The 14,389-nt window shown below is 71.8% G+C and carries 16 protein-coding genes; 11 read left to right on the top strand and 5 right to left on the bottom strand.

Annotation, left to right across the window (positions count from 1 at the left end; translation table 11 throughout):
• Together ACFY2L_RS04295 and ACFY2L_RS04290 are read left to right on the top strand one after the other, a co-directional pair.
• A complete protein-coding gene (locus tag ACFY2L_RS04295) occupies positions 1-696 on the top strand; it encodes a TerB family tellurite resistance protein (RefSeq protein WP_390655390.1) in 696 nt (231 codons plus the stop codon).
• 131 nt (positions 697-827) lie between these two features.
• On the top strand, positions 828-1,994 hold the full coding sequence (locus tag ACFY2L_RS04290; RefSeq protein WP_390821445.1) for an exo-alpha-sialidase: 1,167 nt from the start codon (positions 828-830) through the stop codon (positions 1,992-1,994).
• Here ACFY2L_RS04290 and ACFY2L_RS04285 read toward each other — a convergent pair.
• Entirely contained in the window at positions 1,991-2,905 is a 915-nt protein-coding gene (locus tag ACFY2L_RS04285; protein ID WP_390655392.1) for a hypothetical protein, read from the bottom strand. The genes ACFY2L_RS04290 and ACFY2L_RS04285 overlap by 4 nt on opposite strands.
• Entirely contained in the window at positions 2,902-3,435 is a 534-nt protein-coding gene (locus ACFY2L_RS04280; RefSeq protein WP_390655393.1) for a SigE family RNA polymerase sigma factor, read from the bottom strand. The genes ACFY2L_RS04285 and ACFY2L_RS04280 overlap by 4 nt, the downstream gene beginning before the upstream one ends.
• Before the next feature lie 80 nt (positions 3,436-3,515).
• Here ACFY2L_RS04280 and ACFY2L_RS04275 point away from each other — a divergent pair, with 80 nt between their 5' ends.
• On the top strand, positions 3,516-3,986 hold the full coding sequence (locus ACFY2L_RS04275; protein ID WP_390655394.1) for a protein phosphatase: 471 nt from the start codon (positions 3,516-3,518) through the stop codon (positions 3,984-3,986).
• Here ACFY2L_RS04275 and ACFY2L_RS04270 read toward each other — a convergent pair.
• A complete protein-coding gene (locus ACFY2L_RS04270) occupies positions 3,967-4,452 on the bottom strand; it encodes a GNAT family N-acetyltransferase (RefSeq protein ID WP_390655395.1) in 486 nt (161 codons plus the stop codon). The genes ACFY2L_RS04275 and ACFY2L_RS04270 overlap by 20 nt on opposite strands.
• A 180-nt stretch (positions 4,453-4,632) precedes the next feature.
• Here ACFY2L_RS04270 and ACFY2L_RS04265 point away from each other — a divergent pair, with 180 nt between their 5' ends.
• The 8 genes from ACFY2L_RS04265 to ACFY2L_RS04230 all read left to right on the top strand — a co-directional run bounded on the left by ACFY2L_RS04265 (position 4,633) and on the right by ACFY2L_RS04230 (position 12,917).
• Complete coding sequence (locus ACFY2L_RS04265; protein ID WP_390655396.1) at positions 4,633-5,415, top strand: SCO2525 family SAM-dependent methyltransferase; 783 nt, start codon at positions 4,633-4,635, stop codon at positions 5,413-5,415.
• 41 nt (positions 5,416-5,456) lie between these two features.
• Positions 5,457-7,319, top strand: coding sequence for an SCO2524 family protein (locus tag ACFY2L_RS04260; RefSeq protein ID WP_390821444.1), 1,863 nt, complete (start codon positions 5,457-5,459; stop codon positions 7,317-7,319).
• 3 nt (positions 7,320-7,322) lie between these two features.
• Positions 7,323-8,243 carry an SCO2523 family variant P-loop protein gene (locus ACFY2L_RS04255; protein WP_390821442.1) on the top strand — a complete coding sequence of 307 codons (921 nt, stop codon included), beginning with the start codon at positions 7,323-7,325 and terminating at the stop codon, positions 8,241-8,243.
• Positions 8,240-9,226 carry an SCO2522 family protein gene (locus ACFY2L_RS04250; RefSeq protein WP_390821441.1) on the top strand — a complete coding sequence of 329 codons (987 nt, stop codon included), beginning with the start codon at positions 8,240-8,242 and terminating at the stop codon, positions 9,224-9,226. The genes ACFY2L_RS04255 and ACFY2L_RS04250 overlap by 4 nt, the downstream gene beginning before the upstream one ends.
• A gap of 1 nt (position 9,227) precedes the next feature.
• Positions 9,228-10,193, top strand: a complete 966-nt coding sequence (locus ACFY2L_RS04245) for an SCO2521 family protein (RefSeq protein WP_390821440.1) — start codon at positions 9,228-9,230, stop codon at positions 10,191-10,193.
• Between the two features lie 65 nt (positions 10,194-10,258).
• A complete protein-coding gene (locus ACFY2L_RS04240) occupies positions 10,259-11,191 on the top strand; it encodes a hypothetical protein (RefSeq protein WP_390655401.1) in 933 nt (310 codons plus the stop codon).
• A 103-nt stretch (positions 11,192-11,294) separates the two neighbouring features.
• Complete coding sequence (gene recO, locus ACFY2L_RS04235; protein ID WP_390655402.1) at positions 11,295-12,041, top strand: DNA repair protein RecO; 747 nt, start codon at positions 11,295-11,297, stop codon at positions 12,039-12,041.
• Positions 12,042-12,065: 24 nt separating this feature from the next.
• The gene (locus ACFY2L_RS04230; RefSeq protein WP_390655403.1) at positions 12,066-12,917 is read left to right on the top strand and encodes an isoprenyl transferase; all 852 of its coding nucleotides are present in this window, start codon (positions 12,066-12,068) and stop codon (positions 12,915-12,917) included.
• Positions 12,918-13,014: 97 nt separating this feature from the next.
• Here the strand turns inward: ACFY2L_RS04230 and ACFY2L_RS04225 are convergent, their stop codons facing one another.
• Together ACFY2L_RS04225 and ACFY2L_RS04220 are read right to left on the bottom strand one after the other, a co-directional pair.
• A complete protein-coding gene (locus ACFY2L_RS04225) occupies positions 13,015-13,425 on the bottom strand; it encodes a Fur family transcriptional regulator (protein ID WP_390655404.1) in 411 nt (136 codons plus the stop codon).
• A gap of 59 nt (positions 13,426-13,484) precedes the next feature.
• The gene (locus ACFY2L_RS04220; RefSeq protein ID WP_390655405.1) at positions 13,485-14,387 is read right to left on the bottom strand and encodes a metal ABC transporter permease; all 903 of its coding nucleotides are present in this window, start codon (positions 14,385-14,387) and stop codon (positions 13,485-13,487) included.
• Between the last annotated feature and the right edge of the window lie 2 nt (positions 14,388-14,389).

The following is a 14,389-nucleotide window of genomic DNA, read 5'->3' as shown; positions in this document are numbered from 1 at the left end:
GTGCTGCCAGGACGGGGACGAGACGGCCAGGTCACCAGGCTTGCCCGCATCCTGGGCACCCGTACCGCGTGGACCCCCGTGGGGGACGGCGAGTTCTTCTGCCCCGGCTGCGGCGGCGACCGCAACTACCAGCGGCTGACCGGGCACCGCAGGTTCACCCTGCTGGGCCTGCCGGTCCTCTCGCGCGGGCGGACCGGCCCGGTCGTCGAGTGCGCGGCCTGCCGGTGCCAGTACGGCACCGACGTCCTCGACCACCCCACCACCACCCGCTTCTCCGCGATGCTCCGCGACGCCGTCCACACCGTCGCGCTCGCGGTCCTGTCCGCAGGCAGCCCCTGCTCGCCCACGTCCCTGGAGACGGCGGCGGGCGCGGTGCGCGCGGCCGGCTTCGCCGACTGCACCCGGGAACAGCTGGCCGCCCTCGTCGACGCCCTCGCCGCCGACACCGGCCGCACCTACGGCGAACCCTGCGGCGCCGGCCTCGCCATAGAGCTCCACGAGGCCCTGGACCCCCTGGCGCCCCATCTCGCCCCGGCCGGCCGCGAATCGATCCTCCTCCAGGGCGCCCGCATCGCCCTCGCGGACGGGCCGTACACGCCGGCCGAGCGGGAGGTGCTGGCGACGGTGGGCGCGGCGCTGACGATCTGCGCGGACGACGTGACGCGCTTGCTGGCGGCGGCCGGCACCCCCTCCTGACCCGCCCCCGCCCGCCCCGGTCGGACGGGGCCTGAGCGACACCGGGAGCCGCGCGCGACTCGTCGTCGTGGCGTACGAGCCGGGGGTGGTGACGCCGGGGACGATGTGGGCAGTCCGCACATGGAGCTGGGATGACCTTCCTGAGCCGTACCCTCCTCGCCACCGCCGTGTTCCTCACTCCCCTCACCGCCGCCCCGGCCGCCGCGGCCCCCGGTCGCTGCACCTCCTCGGTGCCGTACGTCTCCGGGCAGGGCGGCTACGCCTCCTACCGCATCCCGGCCGCCGTCACCACGCTCCGGGGCACCGTGCTGGCCTTCGCCGAGGGGCGCCGGGACGGGCCCGGGGACAGCGGGGACATCGACATCGTGCTGCGCCGTTCCACCGACGGCGGCTGCACCTGGGGCCCGCTGACGGTGGTGGCCGCCGGGAACGGGGACACCCGGGGCAACCCGGCGCCGGTGGTCGATCCGCGCACGGGTGCCGTCGTGCTGGTGAGCTGCGCGAACGAGGGAACGGCGACCGAGGCCGGGATCATGCGGGGCGAGGCGCCCGGCCGCCGGGTGTTCGTCCAGCACAGCCGGGACGACGGGCTCCGCTTCACCCGGCCCCGGGACATCACCGCGGCGGCCGCGCGGCCGGCCTGGCGCTGGTACGCCACCGGCCCCGGTCACGCCCTCGCCCTCACCCGGGGCCCGTACGCGGGCCGCCTCGTCGTCCCCGCCGACCACTCCGCCGCCCCGCCTCCCGGTTCCCCCGACACGGGCCGGGAGTCCCGCCACTACGGCGGCCACGCCCTGCTCAGCGACGACGGCGGCCGCACCTGGCGGCTCGGGTTCGTCGACGCCGCACACGACGGCACGGTGAACGCCAACGAGAGCTCGGCCGCCCAGCTCCCCGACGGACGCGTGTACTTCAGCGCCCGAGACCAGGGCGGCACGGCCCCCGGCAACCGGGTGGACGCCGTCTCGGAGGACGGCGGTGAGACCCTGGCCCGGCCCTACGCCCCGCAGCCCACTCTCGCGGTCCCCGTCGTCCAGGGCAGCACCCTCCAGCTCCCCGGGCCGGGAGCCCCGTTGCTGTTCTCCGCCCCGTCCGGCCCGACCGCCCGCCGGGCCCTCACGGTCTGGCGTGCCACGGATCCGGCCGGGGGTTTCACCCCGGCGGTGACGCTGTCGCCGGACCCCGCCGCCTACTCCGACCTCGTCCGGGTGGACGCGCAGACGACCGGGGTGCTGTACGAGACGGGTACGGCAGGACCGTACGAGAGGATCGGGTTCCGCCGTCTGAAGGGTCTCTAGTACAGCTCGCGCGAGTACCCCTTGTCGGTGTCGGAGTCGTAGACCAGCTTGCCGTCGCTGTCGTAGCCCATGATGTGCGGGGCGAGATCGACCTGCTGGTGGACGACTCCGGCCGCGACGAACCAGCCGTGGTCGAGGACGGCCGGGTCGGTGGTGCTGTCGCCGTAGGTGACGGTGACCTTGGCGACCGACTCGTCGACGTAGCCGATGGCCGCCCAGCGGTACGGCAGTTTCCACTGGCCCCGGTCGATGACCGACTGGCGGTAGAGGTCGCCGGCGTTGGGGTCGGGCACGACCGGACCCGCGTCCGCCGCCGCGGCGTCGCGCGCGCTGACGTTGATGCCGGAGGCCTCGCCGTCCTTGATGTCGCAGATCACCCGGAAGCCGGCCGGCCCGTCCTTCACGCCGACGACGTGGAAGCCGTCACCGGGGTCGTTGGAGTCGCCCGTGCTCTTGGCCGCGAGGAGGATCCGGTAGTCCTCGGCCCTGCCCAGCTCGACGCCGAGCGAGGACGAGGGGCGCTCGGCGGCCAGGCACCTGCGCAGCCCGTCGGAGGCCTGGGCGAAGGTGATGCCGTCGAGCAGCTGCCCGTCGCCCGCGGGCCGCGCGGGCCCGCTCTCCTCCGGCGAGGCGCCCGTGCTCCGCGGGGCACTGGCCGATGTCATCGGCGTCGCCGTGTCCACCACCCGCTCCCCGTTCCCGCCGGCCCAGGCGTACGCGCCCACCGGCACCGCGGTCAGCGCCACCAGCGCCGCTCCCACCGCCGCCGCCCGCCGCCGCCGCTCCGCCATGCCACGCCTCCTGATCGCCGGATACGGGGCCGGTGCGGGACGGACGATGTCGGCGTCCCGCACCAGCAGCTCCCGCAGCCGCTGCTCGAAATCGGTGTCGAAGTGCTGTTCGCCGCTCACCTGCCGCCTCCCTGGGCCTGCCCGGAGACCGTGCGGCTGGGGGCCAGTCCCGGATACGTACGCAACTTCGCCAGCCCCTTGGACGCCTGGCTCTTGACCGTGCCGGGCGAGCAGCCGAGCACCTGGGCCACCTCCGCCTCCGACAGGTCCTCCCAGTACCGGAGCACCACCACCGCCCGCTGTTTCGCGGGCAGTTGGGCCAGCCCGGCCATCAGCGAGCCCCGCTCCTCCACCCGCCCCGTGGCCTCGTCGCGCCCGGCCCGCTCCGGCGGCGCCGCGGTCAGCGCCTCGGAGACCCGCCGCTTGCGGAACCGGTCGCTGTTGCAGCTGACCAGCATCCGCCGGACGTACGCCTCCGGGTTGTCGCTGCGGGAGATCCGCCGCCACGACCGGTACGCCTTCGCCAGCGCGGTCTGCGTCAGATCCTCGGCGTGGTGGACGTCGCCCGTGAGCAGATAGGCGGTCCGCACCAGCCGGGACCACCGCGCTCTGACGAACTCCTGGAACCGATCCTCTAGTTCGGCCTGCATCAAGCACCCTCCTCGCCCTCCAGACCACCGGTCGGGGGGAATCGGTTGCCCCGGCCCGCCGGCCGCGTTCGAATGAGGGTGTGGAGAACACGACGGGGACGGAGCGCGGTGGCGGGGCGTGGCGGGCGGGGGAGCCCGGAGTGCTGGTGCTGCCCTCGGGACGGTCGGTGCGGGGGCGCGGGCTGCGGCGGCCGCTCGACGCGGCGGCGCCCGCGCCGTCGTACGGCCTCTATCTGCTCGGCAAGCCGCCCCCCGAGGTGCCCTGGGAGGCGCGCTGGCTGCGCTGGCCCGACTTCCGGCTCCCGGCGGACCGCGCCGACGCCCGTACGGCCCTCGTCGAGGCGTGGCGCAGGGCGGCGGGCGAGCGGGTGGAGGTGGCCTGCGGCGGCGGGCGGGGACGTACCGGGACCGCGCTGGCGTGCCTGGCGGTACTGGACGGCGTACCGGCCGGGGAGGCGGTGGAGTTCGTGCGCCGGAACTACGACCGGCACGCCGTGGAGACGCCGTGGCAGCGGCGCTACGTCCGGAGCTTCACAGGGCCAGGGTCATGAGGAGGCGGTCTTCGCCGGGACCGAAGTAGTCCAGGCAGGGGCCGTCGGGATCGGGTACGAAGCCCAGGTCCTCGTAGAGCGTGATGGCCGGGGTGTTGCGGGGCTCGACGGAGAGCCGGACGGTGCGCGCGCCCTCGGCCCGCAGCTTCATCAGCGTCTCGACCATCAGCTTCCGGCCCAGCCCGTGTCCGCGCAGGTCGGGGACGATCCCGAGGCTGAGGACCCAGCTCTCCGCGGCGCGCGGCGGGGTCGAGAACACATAGCCGCGCAGGTCCTCGTCGTCCTCCACGAGGAGCAGGAAGTCCGGGAACGCCGTGAGAAGTTGGCGCACCACGAAGAACGGGTAGGGGTCGGTCGGGAAGGCCTGCTCGTCGAGGCGGACGATATGGGGCAGATCCGCATCGGTGGCCGTTCTGATCCGTAAGTTCCTTTCCCCGGGTCCCTGGTCCCCGGGTCCCTGGCTCACTGTCGAACCGGCGGTCGACCGGAAATGATCTCCGGGAAGTGGAGTCATGCCGTCCCCTTGTGAATGTCGATAAATCGAATGGGGGCCTTGTGTGATTTCCGTACCTGATCTCCATCATTGCCAGGTCCATCCACAGCTTCAAGACCCCCGCGCACTGGTAGACTTACGGTAAGGTGAACCATGACTTCTGGAACCACCGCCGCCCGAAAACTGAATGCCGACGTACGCTGGGACGACTTCGACCCGGAGGCGTACATCAGGCGTAACTACATCCGGATGCAGGCGGTGGACAAGGAGATCATTTCCCGGGTCCGGGACCACTTCAGTGATCATTTCCGGGGTCATGACCGCGTCCCTTCCGGTATTGACGTCGGCGCCGGTCCCAACCTCTATCCCGCCCTCACCATGCTTCCCTGGTGCGACCGGATCACGCTCCTCGAGTGGTCCGCCCGCAATCTGGAGTACCTTCGCGGCCAGTGCGCCGACTACGCCAAGAACTGGGACCAGTTCTGGGAGGTCCTGTGCGAGGACAAGGCATATGCCGAGCTGGACGTCACGCCCAGGGTCCGCTTCAAGGAGGCCGTGCAGCAGCCCGAGCGGGGCAGTCTCTTCGACCTCTGCGCGGACAGCCGCCGCTGGGATCTCGGCACGATGTTCTTCGTGGCCGAATCCATCACGACGTCACTCGACGAGTTCCGGCGCGGGGTCGGCTGTTTCATGAGCGTCCTGAATCAGGGCGCGCCCTTCGCCGCCGCCTTCATGAAGCATTCCAGGGGATACCGGGTCGGCGATGTGGATTTCCCCGCCACCCGTGAGATCGACGAGGTGAAGGTCGAGGCGGCCCTCGGTGATTTCGCCGAGGACATGAAGATGTACCGGATGGAAGACCCGGACCATTATGTGCGCGACGGATACGACGGAATGATCCTGGTCTGCGGCCGACGGAAAAGAATGACTCCGTGAATCGTCTTCCGTAGGGACCGGCCTGTGCGAGGGGAATGGGCATGCAGATCAAGCCGAGACAGAATCTGCTCGAAGTGTGGCAGGCCGTCGCCCGCCATTCCTGGGGCGACGGGGAATGGGACTGGGGTGAATGGGGCGGCCGCAGCAGCGTCGCCGACGCCGAGCGGCTGCTCTGCCTTCTCTACCCCGCCACCGAGATCGAGCCGTTCCGGCTGGACGACCCCGACACCACTCAGCTCGACGTGGAAAGGGCCCTGCGGAACGCGGGTGACTCCAGCGAGATTCCCGCGAACCTCGTGGAGATCCTCGGCGACTTCATGGACAAGCACCGCGGCGAGGAGGGCCCCACCTTCGCGGGCGGCTACTACTTCGCGGCGGAGGACCCCGAGCAGGAGCTCTCCAAGGAACAGCGCGAGGTCGGCGTCGTCGACTCGTACTCCATGTCGATCACCCTGTGCCTGGCCACCCTCGGCTTCCTCAAGGTGTACCGGGGCAAGACCCGCCGGGCGTCCACCCTCGCCCGGATCGACCAGCTCAGGGACGAGACCAGCGCCCGGCTGACCGCCGCCATGGTCAGCCTGCTGCGCTCCTTCACCGTCAACGTCGTCGACATCTCCTCCGAACAGGGACAGGCGCTCTCCCGGCTCCTCGGCCGCGGCCGGCTCTCCGACCGGCAGGTCCTGGCCCGCTTCCAGGAGCGCTTCAAGTCGCTGCGCGCCCTCATCACCGAGAGCGTCACCCTCGGCCTCGACACCGACGTCACCGACGAACTGCGCAACGAGAACCGCCTCTTCGAGTGCGGCTGGGCCTGGAGCCTGGTGAAGGGCGCACCCGAGATCGAGGTGGAGCCGAAGACCGCCCAGGACATCGGCAAACAGCCCGAGGGCGTCGCCCGCGCCGTGCCCTACCTGTACTTCACCGTCGTCGCCCTCGACGGCATCCCCGACCTGTCCTCCGAGCGCACCCTCGTCCTCGGCCTGCTCACCGCCGAACAGCAGAAGCTGGCCGACGCGCTGCGGCTGCGCTGGGAGATCACCCAGCAGTACTGGTCCGCCATCGCCCGCTTCGACGACGCCACCTGGCCGCTGGAGGAGATCCCCTGGCGCACCACGCTCCAGCAGCTGGAGTCGGAGTACTTCTCCCTCTCCGTCGCCTCCATCCTCGTCCACGACCTGGTCCGCCGGCGCGCCACCGACGACGACCTCACCCGCACCGTCGCGGTGATGGAACGTCTCGCCGACCGCGGCCGCATCACCAGCCGCCCCACCCGTCAGGACCCGGCGGTCGGCCTGCACAACCCCGGCGTCAGCCTGCCCCTGCTGGGCAGCGAAAAGCTGGGCCCGGCCATGAAGTGGACGATGGGCGACTTCGCCGCGCAGTTGCTCAAACGGACCGTCCAACTGTGCGCGCTGTCGAGGAACATCGCCTCGCAGGACCGGCTGCTGCGGCTCGCCGAGGACATCCTCGACCACCTCTGGTCCCGCCGCATCACCGAGGGCGAGGGCGTCGGCCTGTGGGACAACGTGCACGCCGTCTACCCGGAGTTCCCGGTCCGCGAAGGCCCGTTGTCCTGGAGCATCACCGAGCGCGTCACCGAGTGCATGGTCGCCGCGCACGGCCTCTACTCGCAGAACCCGATCCGCAGCCCCGAGATGTCCACGCTGGCCCAGGCGGCGCTCAGCGAGGCCGCCCACCTCTTCGGCAAGGAGCAGATGAACCAGCCCGCGCCCGCCCCGAGGAGCCCCCAGGGCGAACAGGTCAGGGCCATCGAGGCCGACCTGCGCCGCGCCCGCCAGCTGCTCGACCGGCAGCCGGGCACCGCCCACTCGCTGGCCCTCGGCGTCCTCGCCCGGCTCTACGAACTCGACCGCGCCCGGGGCGACTCCGGCTCCCAGGGGGTATGAGCCGTGCTCGTCTTCGCCGCCTCCGACAAGGGAGGCACCGGCCGCTCCGTGACCAGTGCCAACCTCGCCTACCAGCGCGCCCTCGAGGGGGACGACGTCTGCTACCTGGACTTCGACTTCGGATCCCCCACCGCGGCCGCCGTGTTCGACCTGCCCGACGTGCTGACCGAGGCCGAGGGGCGGGGCCTGCACTCGTATCTGCAGGGCAAGACCGGCAAGCCGCTCCGGGTCGACGTCTGGGCCCGCACCGAACACCCCGACCTGAGCAACCGGCCCGGCGGCTCCGGCCGGCTGGTCCTGCTGCCCGGCGACCGCACCGGCGGGGAATTCGTCACCGACGACGAGAACCTGCACCGCTGCGTCGATCTCGTCCTGAGCCTGAAACGCGAATTCGACGTCATCATCGTCGACCTGAGCGCCGGACGCAGTTATGCGATGGATCTCGCCCTCGTCGCCACCTCACCCCGCGGCGGGCTCGGACGGCTCAAAACGCGGTGGCTCGTCTATCACCGCTGGACCCGCCAGCACGTGATGGCCGCCGCCGAACTCGTGTACGGGAAACAGGGAATTGTGCAGGCCGGTACCGCCATGGGGCACCGGCCCGAAGCGCTGGGCGGCTCGATCCGTTTCGTCCGGGCCGCCGTACCGGATCTGGAGTCGCCCCTGTGGTCGCAGGTGTCGCCCGCGCAGTACGCGTGGATGCGCAAGTGCGACAAGCAACTCGAGGAACTCGCCGCCGGCCGTGGCATCGGCAAGACCCGGGTGCTGACCTCCATTCCGCTGGAACCCGTCCTGCAATGGCAGGAACGCCTCATCACCGACGAGGACGTGCACGACCGGCGGATCGCCAACAACGCGACCTGGCAGGCCATGGGAGACCTCGCCCAGCGGGTCGCCGACGACAAGTTCTGGGGGGAGTTGTGAACCGGCCCGCGGCCGTCTTCCGGGAAACCAGCGCCGAGCCGCGCACGGAATCCGTTCCGTTCTCCCATCTCTCCCTGGAATTAGGCCACTTGTACATGGAGGACTTCGTCGAGGGGCCCTCCCGGCTGCGCCGGCACTTCGCCGCCGTACGCCCCTGGGTGGACGCCGCACGGACCGGTTTCGGCCCGCTGCCCGCCGGCCGGCGCCCCCGGATCAGCACCTGCTTCCTCATCGACGACTACTTCTCCCGGCTCTCCACCCCCGCCGAGCTGATACCGCCGCTCCTGGAGGCGGCCGCCGAGGCCGGACTCACCATCGACTACCTGGCCCGCGAGTCGGGATGCGCCGCGGCCGACCCCGCGCACCGGGACCGCGCCGAACTCGCCGAGTCCGTCCTGCACCGGCTGGTGGAGTCACCGCCGCCCGGCAGCAACGGCTTCCGCCCGCCCGTCAGCCGCACCGGCTGGCTCACCAACGGCCGGCGCGCCCCCGGCGTGCGGACCTCGGCCGCGCTGGACGCCACCGGCAGCGTCTGGCAGCCGCCCAGCGAGACCGGCGCCCGCGGCCACTCCGTGTTCATGGACGTCGAACTGTGGAACGGCCCCGAGGAGGACCGCACCTGGTCCTGCGCCTTCCTCGCCTCCGTCTGGCAGCTGGTCCGCCTCGGGCTGCTGCGCGACAACGGCCGCGCCGTGCTCACCCCCACCCCCTGGGACGACAAGGAGTTCCCGGCCGAGTGGGACGCCCTGCCCCCCGTACTGCGCCTCAACCCGCAGGCCGCGCCCTTCACCGCGTACGTCACCTGCAGCGTGCTCCCCGCCCGCTTCCTGCCCGTCGAGCACGCCGTACGCGTCATCCTCGACCAGGTCCAGGTCGAGGCGGAGGCGCTGGGCCAGGTCGCCGAGCGGTCGGCGGCGGAGGGCTTCGACGTGCCCACGGCGGTGGTGGACCGCACCTCCTACGTGTTCCCGCCGGGGCTGTGACATGAGCGGTCTGGGCACCACCTCGGGTCCCGTCCTCGTCTGCGGCGAGGTGCGCACCTGCCTGCTGCCCACCCGGGACGCGGTGGACGAGCGCACCGCCGTACGACTGCTGCGGCTGCGCGCCGACGAACGCGTACGGGTCTCCCGCCACCCCAACCGGCACGCCGTCTCCCCGGACGTCCTCACCGGCGTCGACTGCCGGCTGCCCACCGCCACGGGCGCCCGCAGCCGCGCGGTGGGCACCGTGACGGCCCGGGCGGCCCTCACCGAGGGACGGGTCCTCCAGTCCACGGCGTACTTCTGCGCCCCCGCATCGGGCCCCGACCGGCGGCAGCCCTGGGGCTACTACCTGGTCCGGCCCGGCTGCCTGGTCCCGCTCGGCCGGCTGCCCGGCAAGTCCGTCACCGAAGGGTTCCTGACCGGCCACCAGCCGGGCGAACTGGACGTCGGATCCATCGCCGAGAGCCTGCTGGCGAAGATCTCCCAGCACCGGATCCTCGACTACGACACCCCGCTCAACACCGCCGACACCAGCCTGCGCTGGACGGCGGCCGCGGCCGGCGACGGCGAGCAGCCGTCCCTGCAGTTCACCAAGGCCGAGGACGGACTGCGGATCGTCGAACTGCGGGTGCCGCGCGGCACCGCGCCCGCCGCCGCGGCCGGGCTGTGCGAGGACCTCGCCCTGCACGACTGGCTGCTGACGACCGTCGCGGACAAGCTCGACGGACTGCGGGTCGGCTCCGAGGACGGCCGGGCCGCGCTGAAGGTGCTGCGCCCGCTCGTCGACCACCTGCTGCACCTGTGGATGCCGCGGGCCCGCGTCGACGGCGCCCTGCACACCGCCTGGGAGGAACTGGAGAGGAGCCCGGGCTACAGCAGACAGTGGAACGCGCTGGCGCAGCGCATCCGCGACCAGCTCGTCCTGTACCACCTCGGCGTCCGGACGGTTCCGCTGCCGGCGCCCTGACGCTCCGGGCCCGCGACGGCTCACCGTTCTGACTGCTCACGATCCCAACGGGGGGAGAAAGAGAGATGAATGCACGGCATGTGACCCTGAAGCTCCTGGTCACCGTAGTGGTGGGTGGCGTCGTCTACCTGCTGACCAATGTCATCGGACCGTCCGAGGAGGACGGCCCCTGGCAGCTCGTCCTGTCCGTCCTGTGCGGCGGCGTGGTGCTGCTCGCGCAGTTCATGGTGTCCTTCGTGAACCAGATGCACGCCATGAACGACTCCGTGGACAAGCGGTTCGCGGACATCGGCCGGGCGACCAAGCTCTTCAACGAGGTGGAGAAGCTGCGCGACGACGGGGTGCCCCGGCTCGCCGAGAACGCCACCAAGGTGGTCTCCACCGGGCCCAGGATCCTGCACGACTTCGCGAACGAGGAGATCAACCGGCTCGCCGGGGTGATGGAGGACCTGACCAGCTTCAGCGCCGAGACGCCCGGCGAGAACCACGACTGGCTCATGACGCTGACCAAGTGCGCCCGCACCAGCATCGACGCCATCAGCACCAGCGTCGTCGACGACGGCTTCTGGTCCACCGAGCCCGCGAACCGCTATCTGACCGCCCAGCACGAGGCGATCGTCGAGCGGGGCGTCACGGTCCGGCGCCTGTTCATCGTCAAGGAACGCGGTGAGCGCGCCGCGCTGGCCCCGATCTGCGAGGAGCAGCGGGACCTGCGCATCCAGGTGCGCGTGGTGGCCCTGGACCAGCTCCCCGCCCACCACCGCCGCGGGAACATGATCGACTTCATCGTCTTCGACGAGGCGCTGTCGTACGAGATCCACCCCGACCAGCTGGGGCTGAACTCGCGCACCGCCGTGAACGCCCGCCGTGAACTGGTCCAGCCCCTGCTGCGCCGGTTCAACCTGCTGTGGGAGGCGGCCGACCCGGACAACCTCCTGAACGGAGTGCCCGGCAGCGTGCGGGTACGGACCCCGGGACCCGACCCGGAGGGCGTCTGACCGCCGGGCCGCGGCCGGCGGGACCGCGGTCCCGCCGGCTCCGGCCCGGGGATCTCGCGGGAGGGCGGGACACGGCCCCCGCCCCGTAGGCGAGAATGGGCCCATGAGCCTGTTCCGCGACGACGGCATCGTGCTGCGCACCCAGAAGCTGGGTGAGGCGGACCGCATCATCACGCTGCTGACCCGCGGGCACGGGCGGGTGCGGGCGGTCGCCCGGGGGGTCCGGCGCACCAAGTCGAAGTTCGGGGCGCGGCTCGAACCCTTCTCCCATGTCGACGTGCAGTTCTTCGCGCGGGGCAGCGAGCTGGTCGGGCGCGGGCTGCCGCTGTGCACGCAGAGCGAGACCATCGCGCCGTACGGCGGCGGGATCGTGACCGACTACGCGCGCTACACCGCCGGGACGGCCATGCTGGAGACCGCCGAGCGGTTCACCGACCACGAGGGCGAACCGGCCGTCCAGCAGTACCTGCTGCTGGTGGGGGCCCTGCGGACGCTGGCCCGGGGCGAACACGCGCCGCACCTCGTCCTCGACGCGTTCCTGCTGCGCTCCCTCGCCGTCAACGGCTACGCGCCCAGCTTCGACGCCTGCGCGAAGTGCGGAATGCCCGGTCCGAACAGGTTCTTCTCGGTCGCGTCCGGCGGCAGCGTCTGCGCCGACTGCCGGGTGCCCGGCAGCGTCGTACCCTCGCCGCAGACCCTGGTCCTGCTGGGCGCGCTGCTCACGGGAGACTGGGAGACCGCGGACGCGTGCGAGCCGCGGCACGTCCGGGAGGGGAGCGGACTGGTCTCCGCCTACCTGCACTGGCACCTGGAGCGCGGCCTGCGCTCCCTGCGGTACGTAGAGAAATAAGCGGCAAGAGGAGAGAAGAGACACATGGTCGTACGCGGGTTCCTGGGGCGGCAGCGTCGGGAGTACAGGGCACCGGAGCCGCACCCGTCCGGCGCCCGCGCGCCGAAGCTCCCCGGTGAGCTGGTCCCCGAGCACGTGGCGATCGTCATGGACGGCAACGGCCGCTGGGCCAAGGAGCGCGGACTGCCCCGCACCGAGGGCCACAAGGTCGGCGCCGAGCGTGTCCTCGACGTCCTCCAGGGCGGGGTCGAGATCGGCGTGCGGAACATCTCGCTGTACGCCTTCTCCACCGAGAACTGGAAGCGCTCGCCCGACGAGGTCCGCTTCCTGATGAACTTCAACCGCGACTTCATCCGCAAGACCCGTGACCAGCTCGACGAGCTCGGCATCCGGGTGCGCTGGGTGGGCCGCATGCCCAAGCTGTGGAAGTCGGTCGCCAAGGAGCTCCAGATCGCCCAGGAGCAGACCAAGGACAACGACCGTCTCACCCTGTACTTCTGCATGAACTACGGCGGCCGCGCCGAGATCGCCGACGCCGCGCAGGCCCTGGCGGAGGACGTGAAGGCGGGTCGCCTCGACCCCTCCAAGGTCACCGAGAAGACCCTGCAGAAGTACATGTACTACCCGGACATGCCGGATGTCGACCTGTTCCTGCGGCCGAGCGGCGAGCAGCGCACGTCCAACTACCTGATCTGGCAGAGCGCGTACGCCGAGATGGTCTTCCAGGACGTCCTGTGGCCGGACTTCGACCGCCGCGACCTGTGGCGCGCCTGCGTCGAGTTCGCCTCCCGCGACCGCCGCTTCGGCGGCGCGATCCCGAACGAGGAACTGCTGGCCATGGAGGGCCGGCCCGCGGACGAGCAGACCGCTCCGTAGGCCGCCGGGCCTCGCCGCGTGACGCCGCGCCGGTCCGCATCCCGCGGGCCGTCCGGCGGGCGAGGGCGGGGCCCGTTCAGGGCCGGCGGCCGGCGGTTCAGCCCGCGGCGCAGTCCGCGCAGGTGCCGAAGATCTCCACCGTGTGGGCCACGTTGACGTAGCCGTGTTCCGCGGCGATCGCCTCCGCCCACTTCTCCACCGCGGGGCCCTCCACCTCGACCGCCTTGCCGCAGGCGCGGCAGACGAGGTGGTGATGGTGGTCGCCGGAGGAGCAGCGGCGGTAGACGGACTCGCCGTCGGAGGTGCGCAGGACGTCGACCTCGCCGGCGTCGGCGAGGGACTGGAGGGTGCGGTAGACGGTGGTCAGGCCGACCGAGTCGCCCTTGTGCTTGAGCATGTCGTGCAGTTCCTGCGCGCTGCGGAACTCGTCGACCTCGTCCAGCGCCGCCGCCACGGCGGCGCGCTGCCGGGTGGCGCGGCCCTTCACGGGCGGTCCAGCGGTCGTCACCGTTGCCTCCTCACGTCTGCGGCTTGCCGGGCCATTGTGCCAGCCCGGCCTGTGGCCGGTCAGACGCCGGCTTCCCGGTCGGCCCCCCGCGTGGCCGGAATCGCGCACTCCGCCGGGTCCGCGGCCGGTTGGGCTGCTGCTGCCGCGCGGGCGCGGCGCCGGGCCAGCGGGGCGGCCAGCACGCTCAGCGCGACGAACGCGGCGATGGTCAGCAGGACGATCGTCGCGCCGGGCGGGACGTCCTGGTAGTACGAGGTGACCGTGCCGCTGATGGTCACCGTCACACCGATCGCCACCGCGATCGCGAAGGTCGCGGCGAAGCTGCGGCTGAGCTGCTGCGCCGCCGCCACGGGGACGACCATCAGCGCGCTCACCAGCAGCAGGCCGACCACCCGCATCGCGACCGTCACCGTCACCGCCGCCGTGACCGCCGTGAGCAGGTTGAGCACGCGGACCGGCAGGCCCGTCACCCTCGCGAACTCCTCGTCCTGGCTGACCGCGAAGAGCTGGCGGCGCAGCCCCAGGGTGACCAGCACCACGAAGGCCGCGAGCAGGCAGATCGCCGTGACGTCCGAATCCGACACCGTCGACAGGGAGCCGAAGAGGTACGAGGTGAGGTTGGCGTTCGAGCCGCCCGGCGCGAGGTTGATGAACATCACGCCGCCGGCCATACCGCCGTAGAAGAGCATCGCGAGGGCGATGTCGCCGCGGGTCCTGCCGTACCAGCGGATCAGTTCCATCAGCACCGCGCCGACGACCGAGACCGCCGTCGCCATCCAGACCGGGGAGGTGGAGAGCAGGAAGCCGAGGCCGACGCCGGTCATCGCGACGTGGCCGATGCCGTCGCCCATGAGGGCCTGGCGGCGCTGGACGAGGTAGATGCCGACGGCGGGGGCGGTGATGCCCACCAGGACGGCGGCGAGCAGCGCCCGCTGCATGAAGGCGTAGTCGAGGAAGTCCATCA

This window comes from Streptomyces sp. NPDC001381, from assembly GCF_042895685.1.
In the GTDB taxonomy this organism is placed as follows: Bacteria; Actinomycetota; Actinomycetes; order Streptomycetales; family Streptomycetaceae; genus Streptomyces.
This window is presented reverse-complemented; position numbering and strand designations above follow the sequence as displayed.

Coding starts and splice junctions, on each gene's coding strand:
- ACFY2L_RS04290 (WP_390821445.1), top strand. CDS start 828: ATGACCTTCCTGAGCCGTACCCTCCTCGCCACCGCCGTGTTCCTCACT.
- ACFY2L_RS04280 (WP_390655393.1), bottom strand. CDS start 3,435: ATGCAGGCCGAACTAGAGGATCGGTTCCAGGAGTTCGTCAGAGCGCGG.
- ACFY2L_RS04265 (WP_390655396.1), top strand. CDS start 4,633: ATGACTTCTGGAACCACCGCCGCCCGAAAACTGAATGCCGACGTACGC.
- ACFY2L_RS04260 (WP_390821444.1), top strand. CDS start 5,457: ATGCAGATCAAGCCGAGACAGAATCTGCTCGAAGTGTGGCAGGCCGTC.
- ACFY2L_RS04245 (WP_390821440.1), top strand. CDS start 9,228: ATGAGCGGTCTGGGCACCACCTCGGGTCCCGTCCTCGTCTGCGGCGAG.
- ACFY2L_RS04240 (WP_390655401.1), top strand. CDS start 10,259: ATGAATGCACGGCATGTGACCCTGAAGCTCCTGGTCACCGTAGTGGTG.
- recO (WP_390655402.1), top strand. CDS start 11,295: ATGAGCCTGTTCCGCGACGACGGCATCGTGCTGCGCACCCAGAAGCTG.
- ACFY2L_RS04230 (WP_390655403.1), top strand. CDS start 12,066: ATGGTCGTACGCGGGTTCCTGGGGCGGCAGCGTCGGGAGTACAGGGCA.
- ACFY2L_RS04220 (WP_390655405.1), bottom strand. CDS start 14,387: ATGGACTTCCTCGACTACGCCTTCATGCAGCGGGCGCTGCTCGCCGCC.